The sequence below is a fragment of the Micromonospora sp. NRRL B-16802 genome, from assembly GCF_001279555.1.
GTDB lineage: Bacteria > Actinomycetota > Actinomycetes > Mycobacteriales > Micromonosporaceae > Micromonospora > Micromonospora profundi.
Map to the genome: position 1 here is coordinate 137,152 of NZ_LGEB01000064.1, position 17,893 is coordinate 155,044.

Here is a 17,893-nt window from a genome sequence, read left to right on the forward strand (position 1 = left end):
TCCGTCTCGTGAGCCGCTCCAGCTCCGGATCCTGTGGAAGGAACGACATGCCCCTCGACGCGTTCGAGCGTTACCCGCTGCTGTTCGGCCCCAGCCCCATCCACCCGCTGGACCGGCTCAGCGCGCACCTTGGTGGCGCGCGGATCTGGGCGAAGCGCGAGGACTGCAACAGTGGCCTTGCCTTCGGTGGCAACAAGACCCGCAAGCTGGAGTACCTGCTTCCGGACGCGCTGAAGCAGGGTGCCGACACGCTCGTCAGCATCGGTGGAGTGCAGTCCAACCACACCCGTCAGGTGGCCGCTGTCGCCGCCCGGGCGGGGCTCAAAGCCGTCCTCGTCCAGGAGAGGTGGGTGGACTGGCCGGACCCGGTAAACGACAAGGTCGGCAACATCCTGCTGTCACGGATCATGGGCGCCGACGTACGCCTCGCGCCGGCCGGTTTCGGCATCGGCTTCAAGCAGAGCTGGCACGAGGCTCTCGACGACGTCCGTGTCGCAGGCGGCACACCGTACGCGATCCCGGCCGGCGCGTCCGACCATCCGCTCGGCGGCCTCGGTTTCGCGAACTGGGCCTACGAGGTGCAGCAGCAGGAGCGTGAGCTCGGCGTCTTCTTCGACACGATCATCGTGTGCAGCGTGACCGGCAGCACCCACGCCGGCATGATCGCCGGGTTCGCCGGTCAGGACCGGCCGAGGCGGGTGCTCGGCATCGACGCCTCCGCCACGATCGACGAGACCCGGTCCCAGGTGGCGAAGATCGCCCGCAACACCGCCGAACTCATCGGACTCGGCCGTGACCTGCGCGACGACGAGATCACCGTGCTGGAGGGCTGGGCCGGCGACCTTTACGGCATCCCCGTGCAGTCCACTCTGGATGCCATCCGGCTCACCGGCCAGCTCGAAGGCGTGATCATCGACCCGGTGTACGAGGGGAAGTCGATGGCCGGGCTGATCGACCTCGTCCGCAACGGCGACATCCCCCGGAACTCGAACGTCCTGTACGCGCACCTCGGCGGACAGCCGGCCATAAACGCCTACAGCAGTGTGTTCGAGCAGCACCTGACGTGACGCCCCGCCGATTCGAACGGGACCACCGCCGCCCCGGCTAGGAGGGCTGCTTCGCCCGCTTCGCGGCGCCCCAGAGCGAGCCGGGGTTGAGCCGCCGTGGATACCTGTCGAGCATCGCGGCGTACAACTCCTCGGCCGTCGCGGTGCGGGCGTCGAGCGCGTCGAACTCGCGCAGATAGGCTGCCGTCTCGGCGAGAATTCCCGGGTCGTCGGGCAGGTCCGGATTCCCGTGCCCGGCCACCACTGCGGCCGGGTCGAGGTCACGCAGCCGATCGAGCGTCGCGGCCCACTCCCGCCGTGTCGCGGCAGTGGATTCGGACTGGTACGGGTGGGTGTCGTTGTAGGCAACGTCGCCGGCCGCAATCAACCGAAGCTCGGGCACCCAGACGACAGTGCTGCCCGGCGTGTCGGTGAAGCCGGTCTCGACGATCTCCAACCGCTGACCGTCGAGTTCGAGGTGATCGTCGGCAAGTGGTTGCGGAGTGGTCAGCCGGGCCGGGATCTGACCGGGGAACAGCCGTTCCCAGAACGAACCCACCATGTCGGTCCCGGCCTGGACCTCCGCCGCGGCAGCGGTCGCCTCGGTGGCCACGGCCCGCACACCCGGGAACGCTTCAGTTATCTGGCTCAGGCCGAAGAAGTGGTCGCCGTGGCCGTGAGTGACGTAGACGTGGGTGAGCCTACGGTCAAACGACCGTATCCAGTCAATCAACTGCTGGTTCTGCTCCACCGTGACGTAGGTGTCGATCAGCACCGCGTCGCTGGCACCCAGCACGAGCGTGGCGGCGTTGCTGACCCACAGAAGGTCCTGCGGGCCGTACGGCAGGTCCCGGGTCAGACCGGGCCGGCGTACGTGGTGAACGGCGTACTCCATGGCAGCTCCCCGGTTCGTGATCAGGACCCGTCGGCACTTCCCCACCCGGCCGCACCTTATGCGTGCGGATCCCGCGCGAGCGCGCCGGCCGCCGGCGCGGAGGGCGCGCTCTCCGCGCCGGCGGCTGCGGTGACGCGACAAGGGTCAGCAGTCAAATGGCAGATGCCCGCTGGCGTCCTCGGCCGGCAGTCTCGTCGGAAAGATCCGACTGAGGAGGTCCGATGGCCACGATCGACGCTTTCGACGGCACGCCGATTTTCTACAAGGACTGGGGATCGGGCCGGCCGGTCGTGTTCAGCCACGGCTGGCCGTTGAACGCCGACGCCTGGGACGCTCAACTCCGGCTCGTCGCGGACAACGGCTTCCGCGGCATCGCCCACGACCGCCGTGGTCACGGCCGGTCCGGGCAGCCCTGGAACGGCAACGACATGGACACGTACGCCGACGACCTCGCGGCGCTGATCCAGGAGCTCGACCTCAGGGATGCCGTGCTCGTGGGTCACTCGACAGGCGGTGGCGAGGTGGTCCGGTACCTCGGTCGGCACGGTACCGGCCGAGTGTCAAAGGCCGTGCTGCTGGGTGCGGTGCCGCCGTTCCTCCTGCAAACCGCTGACAACCCGGAGGGCGCGCCCATCGAGACCTTCGACAGCATCCGGAACGGCGTGGAGAGCGACCGCTCGCAGTTTTACAAGGACCTGCCCACCGCGTTCTACAACGCCAATCGCGAGGGCGTCACGATCTCGGACGGCACGCGCGACGCCTTCTGGCTGGCCGGCATGCAGGTGGGCCTGAAGGCCGCGTACGACTGCGTCGCGGCGTTCTCGGAGAGCGACTTCCGCTCCGACCTCCCCACGATCGACATCCCGGTCCTGGTGGTGCACGGCGACGACGACCAGATCGTGCCGGTCGCCATCTCCGGCGTGAAGACCGCCGAGCTGCTCAAGGACGCGACCCTGAAGGTGTACGAGGGTGCGCCGCACGGCATCGTCGGCAGCCCCTACCAGGCGAGGTTCCACGCCGACCTGCTGGACTTCATCACCTCGTAGCGGCGGTCGCGAGCGCAGCCGTACGCCGCGTGGCGTTTCTCAGGGGGTGGAGCTGACCCCGGCCGGGTTTGTGGGGATCTGGCCGGGGTCGGTCTCCGTGGACCGCCGTTCGCCGCACCGAGGGTGCTCCTCGACCGATATCGTGCCGACCGCCTACCGTGCGTGGATCCACGACTCGGACAGCCGATGGACAAGGTCGAGAGGATTGCGGATCATCTATTTCATGACAACCCGGTCGACCGGCGCCCCACCAACAGACGAGCACGCGAAACCCGAGCAGGCCTCCGATGACCGGAGACCTGGCGATCGGGGTCGATGGCGCTGGCCCCGCCTGGAATGGACAGTGGCGACGCTTGGCAGTCTGCTGTTGGCGGTGGTGCTGACCTGGCCGACGCTGCGACACCCGGCGACCACGATCCCCGGCGACCTCGGCGACCCGACATTGCAGGCCTGGCAGGTCGCCTGGTCCGGGCACGCTCTGCTCAGCGACCCCACCAACCTCTGGAACTCCAACACGTTCTATCCGGAGAGATACACGTACGCCTACAGCGACACCCTGCTCGGGTACGCCCCGTTCGGGATGCTCGGCTCCGGCTTCGAGGCCGCCGTCATCAGGTACAACGTGCTCTACGTGCTGCTGCACGCGCTTGCCTTCCTTGGCGCGTACGCGCTGGCCCGGCAGCTCGGGGCCAACCGGTGGGGCGGGGCGTTCGCGGGCATCGCGTGGGCGTACGCGCCGTGGCGGCTGGCGCACTCCGGCCACCTGAACATCCTGTCCAGCGGGGGGATCGCGCTGGCCCTGGCGATGCTGGCCCGTGGCCACGGTTGGTCGCTGCGCCACGGATACCGGCCGGAGCGACGACGTCCCGGCTGGGCACTTGCCGGGTGGCTCGTCGCCGCCTGGCAGATCAGCCTCGGCTTCGGTATCGGGCTGCCGCTCGTCTACTTCCTGCTGGCCGCCGTGCTCGTGGCGGCCGGCTGCTACGGCTGGTCGTGGTGGCGCAAGCGGGAACGCCCGCCGTTCGGCCGGCGACTGCTGCTCGCGGACCTGGGCGGTGGGGCCGTCTTCGGCGCGGTGACGCTGCTGCTCGGCCTCGTCTACCTGCGGGTGGTCGACCTCAATCCCCAGGCCGAGCGAACGCTGGACTGGACGAAGATGTTCTCGCCTCCGCTCATCGGTTTCGTCACCGCGCCAGCGGACTCGTGGCTGTGGGGCGAGCGCCACGCCGCCGCACGGGAGCAGTTGTCCTGGCCACCGGAGATGGCGCTGCTGCCGGGGATGACCGTCATCGGGTTGGCGGCGGCGGGGCTGTTCGTCTCGGCGTTCCCGTTCCGGCACCGGATCGCGCTGGGGCTCGGCGTGCTCGGCACCGTGCTGCTGGGCCTGGGCGCGACCCTCGGCGGCGACGGGGATCCCGGCTACCTGACCCTGTCCACGCTCCTGCCCGGCTGGGACGCGCTGCGTACGCCGGGCCGGATGATGCACTGGACGAGCCTGCTGCTGGCGGTGCTGGCCGCCGGGCTGGTGACCGCGCTGGCCCCGTCGTCGGACAAGGCGTCGGACAAGGCGTCGGAGCAGCCCTCGGACCAGTCGTCCGACTCGCCATCGGACCCGCTGCCGGACCAGTCGTCGCCCCGGCGCTGGACGCGGATGCTCATGCCGGTGCTCCTGCTGGTGCCGCTGGCCCTTGTCACCCTGGAGGGCGTCAACCGGACACCTCACCCGACGGTGCCACGGCCGCCGGCCGCGATGCAGGCGGCGCCGGAGCCGATGCTCGTGCTCCCTGCCGGCGGTGTGGGCGACCTGACGGTCATGCTGTGGACGACCGACGGGTTTCCCCGGGTGACGAACGGGCTGGGGGGCTTCGAGCCGGTCACCCAGGCGCAGACCCGGATCGCTGTGGCGTCGTTCCCCGACGCGGGCAGTGTGGCGTACCTGCGGGGGATCGGCGTCCGGTCGGTGCTGGCCGTGCCGAGCCGCGCCGCGGGGACGCCGTGGGAGGGTATCGAGGCCCGGCCCGTGGACGGGCTCGGCATCACCCGGGAGGATCATGATGGTGCGCTTGTCTACCGCCTCTGACCGACCGCGTGCCGACGGAGGCCCGCGCGCGGGCCGGGCGGGGTGACGACGATGCGTCTGTCAGTGGTGGTGCCCTGCTTCAACGAGGAAGAGTCGGTGGAGCGGCTGCACGAGAGCGTGACCGCCGCGCTCGCCGACCTGTCCGACGTGGAGATCGAGGTGGTGTACGTCGACGACGGCAGCGAGGACGGCACCCTCGCGGCGCTGCGCCGGCTCGCCGCCGCCGACCCCACCGTCTGCTACACGTCGCTGAGCCGCAACTTCGGCAAGGAGGCGGCGATGCTCGCCGGCCTGCAACGGGCCACCGGCGACGCGGTCGTCATCATGGACGCCGACCTCCAACACCCGCCCCGGCTGCTGCCCGAGATGGTCGCGCTGTACCGGCAGGGCTTCGACCAGGTGATCGCCCGCCGGGACCGGCGCGGTGACCGGTTCATCCGGATGGTCGCCTCCCGGTCCTTCTACCGGGTGGTCAACTGGTGGATCGACGTACGCCTCCAGGACGGCGCGGGTGACTTCCGGCTGCTGTCGCGGCTCGCGGTGGACGCGATCCTGGCGATGCCGGAATACAACAGGTTCTCCAAGGGCCTGTTCTCCTGGATCGGGTTCCGGACGGTGGTGGTGGCGCATCAGAACGAGACCCGCCAGACGGGAAAGAGCAGGTGGACGCTCAGCAAACTGTTCAACTACGCGTTCGACGGCCTGCTGTCGTTCAACAACCGGCCGCTGCGCCTGGCGATCTACGGCGGCCTGTTCCTCACCCTCATCGCGGTGGCCTACATGGCCTGGGTGGTCGCCGACGCCATCGAGAAGGGCATCGACGTTCCGGGCTACACCACGATCATCGTCAGCGTGATCGGGCTCGGCGGCATCCAGATGATGATCCTGGGTGTGATCGGTGAGTACATCGGCCGGATCTATTACGAGACCAAGCGCCGACCGCACTACCTGGTGCAGGAAACCGAGCGGCTGGCCGCCGAGGCAGGCGAGGGGCCACGGCTGCCGACCCAGCACGCGGCGCGGTCGACGGAGGCGGGCAGGCGGGCGGTTCCGGTCCCGGAGGATCCGGCCCGACGCGACCCCGAGGGCGGCCGGCCGGCCGGTCCCTGACCGGCGTCCTGCCCGCAGGGCACGGCTGACGGCCACAGGTGGAGGGGAGGTTTCACTTTCGCGTCCTGGGTACTCATGCGGACCGCCGCGGCCGGCGGGTGGACCAGCCACGACGTGAGGAGCGCACGCCATGACCGATCCGCAGCCCACAATTGTCCTCGTCCACGGCGCGTTCGCCGAGTCGGCGAGCTGGAACGGCGTGATCGATCACCTAGGTGCCGCGTACGACGTGGTGGCCCTCGCCAACCCGCTGCGGAGCGTCCCGTCCGACGCCGCGTACCTGCGGGACGTGATGGGCTGGATCGGCGGCCCGGTCATCCTCGTCGGTCATTCCTACGGCGGCATGGTGATCACGCAGGCCGCAGCCGACGATCCGTCGGTGCGAGCCCTCGTGTACGTCAACGCCCTCGCACCGGACACCGGCGATTCGGCGCTGTCGCTGTCCGGGAAGTTCCCCGGCAGCACGCTTGCCGACACGCTCGTGCAGTATCCGGTGTCCACTGGCGGTAACGAGGTGGCGATCGGCCAGGACCGCTACCATGCGCAGTTCGCCGCGGACGTGTCGGACGACATGGCCGCGCTGATGGCCCGGACCCAGCGGCCGATCACCGAGCAGGCACTGGGTGACGGGCTCTCCGGCGACCCCGCCTGGCGATCGCTGCCCAGTTGGTTCGTGTTCGGCGACGCCGACATGAACATCCCGGTCGCCGCGCACCGGTTCATGGCCGAACGCGCGGCAGCTCGGGGTCAGCGTGAGGTCGCCGGCGCCTCCCACGCGATGGCGGTGTCCCAACCGAGCGAGGTCGCCGAGACGATCATCGACGCGGTCCGTGGCGTGGGTGGCTGACGAGCCCCACGAGCGGTGGCACCGGCCTCTCAGCGGTCGAGACAGCCGAGCTGGTCGCCGAGTTCCGGCGGGATGCCGAAGGGGCTGCACTCCAGCGCGCTGCCCTCACCGAGCTTCTTCCACCCGCCGTCGGCGTACGTGAAGAGCAGCACCCCGTCGCCCTGTTGCGCGGGGTCGACGGCGATCACGCCAGCCGTGGCCCATTGCCCGGCGCACCTGATGTGATCGGGGTCGATCCGGTGGGTGGTGCTCGCAAGCCCCGACGCCCGCTGCAGGGTCGCCGCGCTGACCGGACAGATCTTCGTGCCGGCACCAGGCGACGCGGCGGCGGGCGTAGGCGACGCGGCGCCGCGGGTCGGTGCCGCGTCGCCGGTGGCCGAGGGCAGCGCCACACCAGAGGTGGGTGTGGCGCTCGCCCCGGCAGTGGGGGAGGAGGCGCTGGTGCAGGCCGCCAGGCCGGCCAGGCCCGCCAGTAGGGCGAGGGGCGCGAGGGCGCGGAGCGCGGTCGGGGTCATTGTTCCTCCGGGATCGGCAGGGGCGGCGATTTCCCACAACACGTCCACAGGTCCACAGAGGTTGCGATCGACGCGCTGTGCGTCCGATCTCCGACTCGGTGACGCCGCCCCTACGCCGCGGCCGCGTGGGGATCGCCGGCGGCGTCATGCGCTGCCATGGTGTCCTGCCGGCGTGGTTCCTCGCGCAGCATCGTGCAGTGCAGCCACGCGTCCGGGATGGCGAAACCGTCCACGAGCGTGCGCATGTACGGGCGCAAATCCTTGAGCAGACTGTTCACCACCGCGGTGATCGCCTTGGCGCGGGCCGGGGTGAGCCGGCCGTGCTCCAGGAACCAGCCCTTGTTGGCCTCGATGACGCTGAGGGCGTACAGGTCGCAGACCCGGGAGAGCAGCGCCTGGACCGCCGGGTCCGCGGTGTCCTCGATGCCGGCGACGAACGCCTCCAGGGTGACGCGGTCGATGTGCGCGGCGGCGACGGTGAGGACGTGGTCCTGGACGTCGTTGAAGATGTCGAAGGGGCGGTCCTTCTTCGTGGTCGCGCCACCGCGCAGGCGGCGGACCGCGCCGTCCAGGAGGTGCTTCTCGCGGTCCTCGAACGCCTTGAGTTGCCAGCCCCGGTCGGTGACGGCGACCTCCTCGTCGCGGCCGGGCACGGCGCCGATGAGCCGTTCGATGAGCGACCGCGCGGCGGTGCGCTCCAGCACCATCTCGCGGACCTGCTCGGCGACGAACGAGGCGCGCCCCCAGCCGTCCAGCGAGCCGAACTCGTCCCGGTAGCCGGTGAGCAGCCCTTTGGCGACCAGTTGCAGCAGCACCGTGTTGTCGCCCTCGAACGTCGTGAAGACGTCGGTGTCGGCCTTCAGGCTGGGCAGCCGGTTCTCGGCCAGGTAGCCGGCGCCGCCGCACGCCTCGCGACACGTCTGGATCGTGCGGGTCGCGTGCCAGGTCTGTGCGGCCTTGAGACCCGCCGCCCGGGACTCCAGCTCCCGTTGCCGGTGCTCGTCGACCGGCCCGTCGCTGCCCTGCACCTCGTGCAACGCGGCTACCAGCTCGGCCTGCGCGAAGTGCAGCGCGTACGTGGTGGCCAGGGCGGGCAGCAGTTTGCGCTGGTGGGCAAGGTAGTCGTTGAGCAGCACCTCGCGGTCGGAGTCGGGCGTGCCGAACTGGCGGCGGATGTCGCCGTAGCGCACCGCGATGGCAAGCGCCGACTTGGTGGCCGCCGCCGCGGCACCGCCCACGCTGACCCGTCCACGGACCAGGGTGCCGAGCATCGTGAAGAAACGGCGGGAGTCGTTCTCGATGGGGCTGGAGTACGTCCCGTCCTCGGCGACCTGACCGTAGCGGTCCAGCAGCATGTCGCGGGGCACCCGCACGTGGTCGAAGCTCAACCGGCCGTTGTCGACACCGAGCAGACCGGCCTTGGGGCCGGCGTCGCCGATCGTCACGCCGGGCAGCGGGTTGCCCTCGGCGTCGCGGATCGGGACCAGCCACGCGTGTACGCCGTGCCCCTCACCGTTCGTGATCAGCTGTGCGAAGACCACAGCCATCCGTCCGTCGCGGGCGGCGTTGCCGATGTAGTCCTTGCGGGCCGCCTCGTGCGGGGTGTGCAGGTCGAAGGTCTGCGTCTGCGGGTCGTACGTGCAGGTGGTGCGCAGCTGCTGGACGTCGGAGCCGTGGCCGGTCTCGGTCATCGCGAAGCAGCCGAAGATCGTGCCCGAGATGATGTCCCGGAGGTAGGCGTCGTGGTGCCGACGGGTGCCCAGGGCGGCGACCGCGCCGCCGAACAGGCCCCACTGCACGCCGGCCTTGACCATCAGCGACAGGTCGACCTGGGCCAGCATCTCGGTGGCGACGATCGAGCCGCCCACGTCGGATCCGCCGCCGTACTCGGCGGGAAAGGCCGACGCGATGCCCAGCTCGACGGGGAGTTCGCCGAGTAGCCGGGTGATCCGCTCACGTGCCTGATCGCCTGTCTCGCCGTACACCGGAAGGAAGCGCTCGTCGAGGTGCTCCCGATGCGCGTGGCGGACCTTTGCCCACGGCCCGTCGAGCGTCTCCTGCAGGCGTGTGACGTCGATGCGATCGGGCATGGTCACCCCTCCGGTGCGGGACATATACGTACAGTCTGGACCCGATCAAGACTACCGGGTGGTCACAGCGGCCTACCGGAGAAGACCACGGTGAAACATGACACCATCCTGCGATGTTTGACCCGGCCTGCGTGCGGGATCGCCCCGTTCAGTCGGCCAGCCCCGTCTCGTACGCCACCGACCAGGCCTGAGCGACGAGACGGTCGACGACGGCACGGTCCGGCAGGGAGCCCGGCAGCGCGGCGTTCGCCGGTTCGTCGAGCGCGCGGCGGTACACGCCCTCCAGGATGATGGCGACCTTCCACAGGCCGAGCACGTGCCAGAACGGCAGCGCGGCCAGGTCACGGCCGGACCGTTCGGCGTACGCGGCGCTCACCTCGGCTCTTGACGGGAACCCGGGCAGGCGGGAGGCGTTGAACAGGCCCAGGGGCGGGTCGTCCGGCTCCTGCCAGTAGGCGAGCAGGCTGCCGAGGTCGGCCAGCGGGTCGCCGAGAGTGGAGAGTTCCCAGTCCAGCACCGCGCGGACGGCACCGGACGACGGATCGACGATCTGGTTGACCAGGTGGAAGTCGCCGTGCACGAGCACCAGGTCGCCGGGTTCGGGAATCCGATCGTGCAGCAGGGCTGTCAGCTTCTCCACTTCGGGCAGTTCACGGGTACGGCTGGCGGCCCACTGCCGGGACCACCGTTTCAACTGCCGTGGCGCGTACGGGGAGTGGCTGGCCAGGTCGTGCAGGCCCACCTCGGCCGGGTCGACGGCGTGCAGGTCGGCGAGCACCCGGCCCAGTTCCAGGCCGACGGCGCTGCGCAACTCGGGCGTCATGGCCGCCGCGGTCTCCACCCTGTCCACGACGAGGCCCTCGACGTGCTCGACGATCAGCACCGGGACATCGGCCACCTGCTCGTCGCGGCACAGACCCAGGACGCGGGGGACCGGCACGTCGGTCCGGCCCAGCGCGGCGAGGATGCGGTGCTCGCGGGCGACGTCGTGCGCCGAGGCGAGGAGGTGCCCGAGCGGCGGCCGGCGGGCCACGGCACGCCAGCCCGCCGCGTCGGTCAGCAGATAGGTGAGGTTGGACTGGCCGAGGCCGATCCGGGTCGCGGTCAGCGGCTCGACCACGGGCTGCCCCGACTGCCGTAGCCAGCGCCCGAGCGCAACGACATCCACTGCCATCTCAGGCGCCGACCGGCTCGACAGCGGAGCCGGTGAGCAGTTGCCCACCGTCGACGAGGACCGTCTCACCGGTGATCCAGGACGCCGAGCGGGAGGCCAGGAAGACCACCAGCTCGGCCACGTCGAGGGGCTCGCCGATCCGCCCCAGCGGTGTCACAGCGTTCACGTCGGCCTCGTTCTCCTTCCACAGCGCCTCGGCCAGCCGGGTCCGGACCACTCCCGGCGCGACGGCGTTGACCCGTACCCCGGGTGCCAGTTCCAGAGCCAACTGCCGGGTCAGGTGGATCAGTGCCGCCTTGGAGACGTGGTACAGACCGAGATCGGGGCTCACCGCCAGCCCGCCCAGCGACGCCACGTTGACGACCGCGCCACCGTTGTCCCGCATCCACAGCCGCCAGGCCAGCGAGGTCCACAGCAGCGGACCCCACAGGTTGACGTCCATCAGCTTCGCGAAGCGCCCGTGGTCCTGTTCGACCACCGGCCCGAACGCCGGGTTGGTGCCGGCGTTGTTCACCAGCAGGTCGATGCGTCCGAAGCGTTCCAGTGTGGTCTCCAGGCACGCCTGGGCGCGGTCCTGGTTGGTGACGTGCGCGCCGAAGCCGAGCGCCCGCTCGCCGAGCGTCGCGGCGGCGGCTTCGGCGGCCTCGGCGGTGCGGGCGGTGAGCACCACGTTCCCGCCCTGCTCGTGCCAGTGGCGGGCCACGGCGAGACCGATCCCGCGCGACGCGCCGGTGACCACAGCGGTCCGGCCCTCGAAAGAATTCTGCACGCGATTCGCTCCTGTTTCTGAGTTGCGGATCAGGGGACGAGCAGCGAGATGGCGGCGACCACACATGCCGGCGGTCCGCCCGTCTCCAGGTCGATCTGGATGTCCGAGGTGACCTGGAAACCGCGACGGGCCTCGTGCACACCGGTGAGGGTGATCCCGGCACGGATCCGCGACCCGACGGGCACCGGCGCGGGGAACCGCAGCCGGTCCGAGCCGTAGTTCACGCCCATGCTCATCCCGTCCACCCGGTACACATGTGCGGCCAGCGTCGGAATCAGGGAGAGGGTGAGGAAACCGTGCGCGATTGTCGCACCGAACGGCCCGGTGGCTGCCCGCTCCGGATCGACGTGGATCCACTGGTGGTCACCGGTGGCCTCGGCGAACGTGTCCACCTGCTGCTGCGTGACGAGGTGCCAGTCGCTGTGCCCCAGGTGCTCGCCGACGGCCGCGCGCAACTCCTCGATGCCCGTGAAGACCCTCATCGCTGCGGCCCGCCCGCCACGTCGAGCACCTGACCGCTGATGTAGCCGGCCCGTTCCCCGAGGAAGAACGAGACCGCCTCGGCGATGTCCTCCGGCTGCCCCACCCGGCGTACCGGGATCCCGGCGGCCGCCTCGGCGATCAGCTCGTCGAACGGGCGGCCGATCCGCCGCGCGGTAGCGGCGGTCATCTCGGTCTGCACGAAGCCGGGCGCCACCGCGTTCGCGGTGATGCCGAACGGGCCCAGCTCGACGGCGAGCGTCTTGGTCAGGCCCTGAAGCGCCGCCTTCGCCGCCGAGTAGTTCGCCTGGCCACGGTTGCCGTACGCCGAGGTGCTGGACAACGACACGATCCGTCCCCACCGCTGCTGGACCATGTGTGCCTGCACCGCCCGGCTCATGAGGAAGGCGCCCCGGACGTGCACTCCGAGGACCGTGTCCCAGTCCGCTGAGGACATCTTGAACAGCAGGTTGTCACGCAGGACGCCAGCGTTGTTCACAAGCGCCACTGGCGGGCCCAGCCGCTGCGCGATCTGCTCGACACCGGCCACGACTGCCGCCTCGTCGGACACGTCGGCGACCACCGCGTACGCCGGAACGCCCTTCTCGCCCAGGTCGGCCACCATCTTGTCGCACCCGTCGGCGTCCAGGTCCCACACGGCCACGGCGAAACCGTCAGCGCCGAGCCGGGTGGCCGCCGCCGCCCCGATTCCGCGTGCCGCGCCGGTCACGACAGCTACCTTGCGCTCAGCCATTGTGGGTCACCGCCGCGTCGTCGAAGCGCTTCTGGAGCTTGCGCATGCCGGTCAGCCAGGCGTCGGTCCGGCCCGCGCGGGTCTCGTAGTACCGCTGGACCTCGGGGTGCGGCAGGATCAGGAACCGGTCGTCGTGCAGCGCCTCCCAGACCACCTCGGCGACCTGCTCGGGCTCCAACGCGACGTCATGGCTCAGCAGATCCCGGAACTCGCCCGAGTCGTCGAGCATCTTCGTCCGTACCCCCTGCGGGCAGAGCGCCTGGACGGTGATGCCGCGATGCCCGTAGGTGACCGAGAGCCACTCCGCGAACGCGACGGCCGCGTGCTTCGACACCGAGTACGGCGCGCTGCCGAGCATGGTGAGCAGTCCCGCCGCGGAGGCGGTCACCACGAACCGGCCGCCGCCGGACTCCAGCCAGTCGGGGATCAGCGCGCGGGCCGCACGGACGTGCGCCAGGACGTTCACCTCGATGGCGGTGTGCCAGTCGGCGTCGGGGGTGTCGATGCCCTTTCCGACACCCACTCCGGCGTTGGCGAAGAAGATGTCGACGCGTCCGGCGGCGGCGCTCAGCAACCGCCCCACGCCCTCGTCGGTCGACACGTCGCCGCCCACGGCGACGCCGCCGACCTCGGCCGCGACCCGCTCGGCTGCGGCGGAGTCCAGGTCGCCGACGACGACGCGGGCACCCTGGGCTGCCATTTTCCGGGCGATCGCCCGGCCGATACCGTTGCCGCCGCCGGTGACCACCACGCACCGGTCGCGGACCAGATCCTGTTCACTCATAGGTACGTCCTCAGATGGGGTTGTTGACGAGCACGACCTTGCCGACGGTGCGACGGTCGCCGAGGTTGGCCAGGGCAGACGGTGCGGCGCTCATCGGGAGCACTTCACTGACCAGGGGATCGACGAGGCCCTGGTGCCACAGCTCGACAAGCCGCTCGTGGGTGCTGGCGATCACTGCCGGGTTCTTGACGTGGTACAGCCCCCAGTACAGGCCGACAACGCTGTAGTTCTTGATCAGGGCGTGGTTCGTGGGCGCCTGGGCGATCCGGCCGCCCGCGAAGCCGACAACGACGATCCGGCCCTCGAAGGCGACGCACCGGCGGCTCTTGTCGAAGACGTCGCCGCCTACCGAGTCGTAGATGACGTCTGCCCCGGCCCCGCCGGTGACCTCCTTGACCACCGGCACGAAGTCCTCCGACAGGTAGTCGACGACCACCTCCGCGCCGAGGTCCCGGCACACCTTCACCTTGTCCGGTCCGCCCGCCGTGGCGATCACCCGGGCACCGGCGGCCTTGCCGATCTGGATCGCCGCCGACCCGACGCCGCCGGCCCCGGCATGCACAAGCAGCCACTCGCCGGGTTGCAGGCGGGCGCGGGTGTGCAGGCCGACGTACCCCGTCTGGTAGGTGATCAGCATGGAGGCCGCCTTCTCGGCGGGCATGTCGTCAGGGATGGCGAACACCCGGTGCGGCGCGACGACCACCTGCTCGGCGAGCCCGCCGTACGGCAACTCGGGCGCGGCGAGCACCCGTTCGCCGGCCCGCGGCCCGTCCACGATGCGCCCGCACACCTCAGCGCCGGGCGTGAACGGGAGCGCCGGCTTGTCCTGGTACTCGCCCCGACACAGCAGCACGTCGGGGAAGTTCAGCGCCACCGCCTCGACAGCCACCCGAAGGGCGCCGTCGGGTGCCGGGGGCTGCGGCACGTCGGTCCACTCCAGAACGTCCGTGGGCTCGCCCAACCGGGTCACCTGCCACGCCTTCATCCGACCTCCTCCTCGTCGTGCCGGCCCGGTCACCATGCGGGGACCAGGGGTCGCTTCTTCCCGGACCGGGGTGCTGGCGGCGGAGCCGCTTCCAGCACGCCGACGATCCGGTTGCGGGTCTGCGCCGGGTCGATCACGTCGTCCACCTCGAACACGCTCGCGATGTTGAGCGCGCTGCCGCGCTCGTACATCTGCGCCACCAGCCGCTGGTAGAGCGCCTCGCGCTCGTCCGGGTCGGTGACCGCGTCCAGCTCCTTGCGGTAGCCGAGCCGTACCGCGCCCTCCAGGCCCATTCCGCCGAACTCGCCGGTAGGCCAGGACACTGTCAGCTCCGGCTCGTAGAAGCCGCCGCGAGCCATTGCCTGCGCGCCCAGCCCGTACCCCTTGCGCAGCACCACCGTCACCATCGGCACGGTCAGGCTGGCGCCGGCGAGGAACATCCGGCCGAAGTGCCGCACCTGCGCGCTCTCCTCGGCCGCCGGGCCGACCATGAAGCCCGGTGTGTCGCACAGCGAGACGATCGGCAGGTCGAACGCGTCGCACAGCTCCATGAACCGGGCCGCCTTGCTGCCGCCCTCGGCGTCGATGGCACCGCCGAGGTGGCGCGGGTTGTTGGCGATGAGCCCCACCGGGCGGCCCGCCACCCGGATCAGCGCGGTGATCATGCCGACGCCGTGCTCGCGCCGGAGTTCCAGCACCGAGTCCCGGTCGGCCAGCGTGTCGATCACGGTACGCACGTCGTACGTGCGCCGCCGGTTCTCCGGCACCGCGTGGCGCAGCGCCCGCTGGTCCGGCTCCTCCCAGGTGTCGAGCCGACCCTGGAAGTAGGAGAGGTACTGACGGGTGGCGCGCACAGCCGCCGCGTCGTCGGGGACCACAAGGTCGACAACGCCGTTGACGGCGTGTACCGCTGTCGGCCCGATCTCCTCCGGGCGGTACACGCCGAGGCCGCCGCCCTCGATCATCGCCGGTCCGGCCATCCCGATGTTGGCGTCCGGGGTGGCCACGATGAAGTCGCTGCACGCTACGAGGGCGGCGTTGCCGGCGAAACACTTGCCGGTCACCACCGACACCGTCGGCACGAGCCCGCTGAGCCGGGCGAGCAGGGCGAACGCGCGGGTGTCCAGGTTGGCCACGCCCGGGTTCTCGGTGTCGCCGGGGCGCCCGCCGCCGCCCTCGGCGAACATGACGACCGGCCACCTGTTGCGTTCGGCAAGCTCGAAGAGCCTGTCCTTCTTGCGGTGCCCGTTGTAGCCCTGGGTGCCGGCCAGCACCGTGTAGTCGTAGGCCATCGCCACGCAGCCGGTGCGGTTGATCTGGCCGACACCGGCCACCAGGCCGTCGGCGGGGGTCCGGTCGATCAGGTCGTCGAGGCTGCGCCGCGCCCGCTGGCCGGCAAGGACCAGCGAGCCGTACTCGGAGAAGGTGCCCGCGTCGCAGAGGTCGTCGAGGTTCTCCCGGGCGGTGCGGTGCCCTCGGCCGTGCCGCTTCGCCACGGCGTCCGGCCGCGCCTCGTCCCGGGTCTTGTGCTGCCGGTCCAGGACGCGCCGCAGGTCGGGGCGGATCAGGTCCGGGTCGGCCTCGGCCACCGTGTCGACAGTCGTCGCCGCGACCTCGCCGGCCAGCAGTGAGGCGAGCAGCGTGCCGGGGTGCACGGTCTGGCCGACGGTCACCGGCAGACGGTCCACCACGCCGCTCGCGCCAGCCACGACCTGGTGCTCCATCTTCATCGCCTCGAGCACCACCAGGACGGACGTCGCTGTCACCTGGTCGCCCTCGGCAGCCGGGACCGCGATGACAGTGGCCTCCATGGGTGCCCGGACCGCGATGCCGTCCGTTCCCTCCTCCGGCTCGGGTGCGGCGGCCGGATCGACGTCGGCGCCGGGGAACCACAGCGGCTCCCGAGCCGGCGCGGTGGCCAGCCCGGCGGCGTGCTCGTCGAGGAAGGCGGTCGTCGCGGTCCCGTCGGTCACCTCCGGATGCTCCAGAAGCCGCCCCAGTACGCCCAGATTCGTGTCCACGCCCTCGACGCGGAACTCCGCGAGCGCCCGGGACGCCTTGCGCCGCAGCACCGACGGGTCACCGCCGGGCTCGTGCACGACCACCTTGGCCAGCAGCGAGTCGTACCCGGTGCCGACCCGGTAGCCGGCGTAGCCGTGGGTGTCGGTGCGTACGCCCCGGCCAGCGGGCGGGTCGAAGGCGGTGAGTACGCCGGTGGCGGGCAGGCTGCCGCCGTCGGGGCGGACCGTCTCGGTGGTGACCCGCAGCTGGATCGCCGTTCCGGCAGGCTTCGGCGAGGGCCCGTCCAGACCGATGTCGGCGAGGCTCGCTCCAGCTGCCAGGCGCAGCTGGATCTCCACGAGGTCGACGTCGAACACCTGCTCGGTGACCGTGTGCTCGACCTGCAGGCGCGGGTTGGCCTCCAGGAAGACGAAGTCGTCAGTGCCGACGAGGAACTCGACGGTGCCGACCCCGCGGTAGCCGAGTCCGGCGGCCAGGCGTACCGCCGCGTCGTGCACCGCGTCGCGCAGTCCAGCGGTCAGTCCGGGCGCCGGGGCGAGTTCCACCACCTTCTGCCGGCGCCGCTGGAGGCTGCAGTCCCGGTCGCCGAGGGCGACGGCCGCGCCGGTGCCGTCGCCGACGATCTGCACCTCGATGTGCCGGCGGCCGGTGAGCAGATGCTCGGCGTAGAGGGTGCCGTCGCCGAACGCGCCGAGCGCCTCGGACCGGCAGCGCTCGAACGCGGCGGCCAGGTCGGCCGGGTCGGTGACCGGCCGCATCCCGCGCCCGCCGCCACCGGCAACGGCCTTGATCATGATGCCCTCCGGCGCGCCGGCCAGGAACTTCGCCGCTTCGTCGAACGTCGCCGGCCCGGTCGCCGGCACCACAGGGATACCTGCCGACTCCGCCGCCGCGCGGGCTGCGGTCTTGTCGCCAAGCACCCGCAGCACCTGCGGCGCCGGACCGACGAACACCAACCCGGCCTCGGCGCAGCGGCGCGCGAACTCGGCGTTCTCACTCAGGAACCCCCAGCCGGGATGCACGGCCGTGGCTCCGGCCGCGTGGGCGGCCTCGATCAGCGCGTTGTGATCGAGGTACGCCCCGACTCCGGCGCCGGGCAGCGGCACCGCCTGGTCCGCCCGGCGTACGTGCAGGCAGCGGTCGTCGTCGGCGGCGTACACCGTCACCGACGGCACGGCGAGGTCGGCGAGCGTCCGCAGCACACGGACGGCCACCTCGCCCCGGTTGGCCACCAGCACGCGGTCCGGGTAGATCCCCACGGTCAGCTCCTCTGCCTTGTCGCCCACGCCGCCATCG

General features: G+C 71.1%; 15 protein-coding genes. 5 read left to right on the top strand and 10 right to left on the bottom strand.

What is annotated here, in order from left to right; translation table 11 throughout:
* Window positions 1-47 precede the first annotated feature (47 nt).
* Window positions 48-1,067 carry a 1-aminocyclopropane-1-carboxylate deaminase gene (locus tag ADK66_RS17415; protein WP_053656558.1) on the top strand — a complete coding sequence of 340 codons (1,020 nt, stop codon included), beginning with the start codon at window positions 48-50 and terminating at the stop codon, window positions 1,065-1,067.
* A gap of 37 nt (window positions 1,068-1,104) precedes the next feature.
* Here ADK66_RS17415 and ADK66_RS17420 read toward each other — a convergent pair whose 3' ends face one another.
* Window positions 1,105-1,941, bottom strand: a complete 837-nt coding sequence (locus ADK66_RS17420; RefSeq protein ID WP_082377510.1) for an MBL fold metallo-hydrolase — start codon at window positions 1,939-1,941, stop codon at window positions 1,105-1,107.
* Between the two features lie 221 nt (window positions 1,942-2,162).
* On the opposite strand from ADK66_RS17420, the gene ADK66_RS17425 reads away from it, so the two are divergent.
* From ADK66_RS17425 to ADK66_RS17440, 4 genes are all read left to right on the top strand, one after another.
* Window positions 2,163-2,987: an alpha/beta fold hydrolase gene (locus tag ADK66_RS17425; protein ID WP_053656560.1), complete on the top strand. Its 825-nt coding sequence runs from the start codon at window positions 2,163-2,165 to the stop codon at window positions 2,985-2,987.
* Between the two features lie 223 nt (window positions 2,988-3,210).
* Complete coding sequence (locus tag ADK66_RS17430) at window positions 3,211-5,067, top strand: hypothetical protein (RefSeq protein WP_053656932.1); 1,857 nt, start codon at window positions 3,211-3,213, stop codon at window positions 5,065-5,067.
* A gap of 42 nt (window positions 5,068-5,109) precedes the next feature.
* Window positions 5,110-6,177: a glycosyltransferase family 2 protein gene (locus ADK66_RS17435; RefSeq protein WP_157552622.1), complete on the top strand. Its 1,068-nt coding sequence runs from the start codon at window positions 5,110-5,112 to the stop codon at window positions 6,175-6,177.
* A 130-nt stretch (window positions 6,178-6,307) separates the two neighbouring features.
* Window positions 6,308-7,024, top strand: coding sequence for an alpha/beta fold hydrolase (locus ADK66_RS17440; protein WP_053656564.1), 717 nt, complete (start codon window positions 6,308-6,310; stop codon window positions 7,022-7,024).
* A 29-nt stretch (window positions 7,025-7,053) separates the two neighbouring features.
* Here the strand turns inward: ADK66_RS17440 and ADK66_RS17445 are convergent, their stop codons facing one another.
* The 9 genes from ADK66_RS17445 to ADK66_RS17485 form a co-directional block, all read right to left on the bottom strand.
* Window positions 7,054-7,539, bottom strand: a complete 486-nt coding sequence (locus ADK66_RS17445) for a hypothetical protein (RefSeq protein WP_053656566.1) — start codon at window positions 7,537-7,539, stop codon at window positions 7,054-7,056.
* Window positions 7,540-7,649: 110 nt separating this feature from the next.
* A complete protein-coding gene (locus tag ADK66_RS17450; protein WP_053656934.1) occupies window positions 7,650-9,629 on the bottom strand; it encodes an acyl-CoA dehydrogenase in 1,980 nt (659 codons plus the stop codon).
* 148 nt (window positions 9,630-9,777) lie between these two features.
* Window positions 9,778-10,803 (bottom strand): phosphotransferase family protein, encoded by a 1,026-nt coding sequence (locus ADK66_RS17455; protein WP_053656568.1) that lies wholly within the window; start codon window positions 10,801-10,803, stop codon window positions 9,778-9,780.
* 1 nt (window position 10,804) lies between these two features.
* Window positions 10,805-11,572 carry an SDR family oxidoreductase gene (locus ADK66_RS17460; RefSeq protein WP_053656570.1) on the bottom strand — a complete coding sequence of 256 codons (768 nt, stop codon included), beginning with the start codon at window positions 11,570-11,572 and terminating at the stop codon, window positions 10,805-10,807.
* Window positions 11,573-11,601: 29 nt separating this feature from the next.
* Entirely contained in the window at window positions 11,602-12,054 is a 453-nt protein-coding gene (locus tag ADK66_RS17465; RefSeq protein WP_053656572.1) for a MaoC family dehydratase, read from the bottom strand.
* Window positions 12,051-12,806 (bottom strand): SDR family oxidoreductase, encoded by a 756-nt coding sequence (locus tag ADK66_RS17470; protein ID WP_053656574.1) that lies wholly within the window; start codon window positions 12,804-12,806, stop codon window positions 12,051-12,053. The genes ADK66_RS17465 and ADK66_RS17470 overlap by 4 nt, the downstream gene beginning before the upstream one ends.
* Window positions 12,799-13,590, bottom strand: coding sequence for an SDR family oxidoreductase (locus ADK66_RS17475; protein WP_053656576.1), 792 nt, complete (start codon window positions 13,588-13,590; stop codon window positions 12,799-12,801). The genes ADK66_RS17470 and ADK66_RS17475 overlap by 8 nt, the downstream gene beginning before the upstream one ends.
* 10 nt (window positions 13,591-13,600) lie before the next feature.
* Window positions 13,601-14,575, bottom strand: a complete 975-nt coding sequence (locus tag ADK66_RS17480) for an NADPH:quinone oxidoreductase family protein (RefSeq protein WP_053656578.1) — start codon at window positions 14,573-14,575, stop codon at window positions 13,601-13,603.
* A 29-nt stretch (window positions 14,576-14,604) separates the two neighbouring features.
* Window positions 14,605-17,883: a carboxyl transferase domain-containing protein gene (locus tag ADK66_RS17485; protein WP_231640077.1), complete on the bottom strand. Its 3,279-nt coding sequence runs from the start codon at window positions 17,881-17,883 to the stop codon at window positions 14,605-14,607.
* Window positions 17,884-17,893 lie beyond the last annotated feature (10 nt).

Bases quoted from the DNA above. Each gene is read 5' to 3' on its own strand.
- ADK66_RS17450 (WP_053656934.1), bottom strand. From the start codon at position 9,629: ATGCCCGATCGCATCGACGTCACACGCCTGCAGGAGACGCTCGACGGG.
- ADK66_RS17415 (WP_053656558.1), top strand. From the start codon at position 48: ATGCCCCTCGACGCGTTCGAGCGTTACCCGCTGCTGTTCGGCCCCAGC.
- ADK66_RS17480 (WP_053656578.1), bottom strand. From the start codon at position 14,575: ATGAAGGCGTGGCAGGTGACCCGGTTGGGCGAGCCCACGGACGTTCTG.
- ADK66_RS17455 (WP_053656568.1), bottom strand. From the start codon at position 10,803: ATGGCAGTGGATGTCGTTGCGCTCGGGCGCTGGCTACGGCAGTCGGGG.
- ADK66_RS17445 (WP_053656566.1), bottom strand. From the start codon at position 7,539: ATGACCCCGACCGCGCTCCGCGCCCTCGCGCCCCTCGCCCTACTGGCG.
- ADK66_RS17470 (WP_053656574.1), bottom strand. From the start codon at position 12,806: ATGGCTGAGCGCAAGGTAGCTGTCGTGACCGGCGCGGCACGCGGAATC.
- ADK66_RS17430 (WP_053656932.1), top strand. From the start codon at position 3,211: ATGACAACCCGGTCGACCGGCGCCCCACCAACAGACGAGCACGCGAAA.
- ADK66_RS17425 (WP_053656560.1), top strand. From the start codon at position 2,163: ATGGCCACGATCGACGCTTTCGACGGCACGCCGATTTTCTACAAGGAC.
- ADK66_RS17465 (WP_053656572.1), bottom strand. From the start codon at position 12,054: ATGAGGGTCTTCACGGGCATCGAGGAGTTGCGCGCGGCCGTCGGCGAG.
- ADK66_RS17420 (WP_082377510.1), bottom strand. From the start codon at position 1,941: ATGGAGTACGCCGTTCACCACGTACGCCGGCCCGGTCTGACCCGGGAC.
- ADK66_RS17440 (WP_053656564.1), top strand. From the start codon at position 6,308: ATGACCGATCCGCAGCCCACAATTGTCCTCGTCCACGGCGCGTTCGCC.
- ADK66_RS17475 (WP_053656576.1), bottom strand. From the start codon at position 13,590: ATGAGTGAACAGGATCTGGTCCGCGACCGGTGCGTGGTGGTCACCGGC.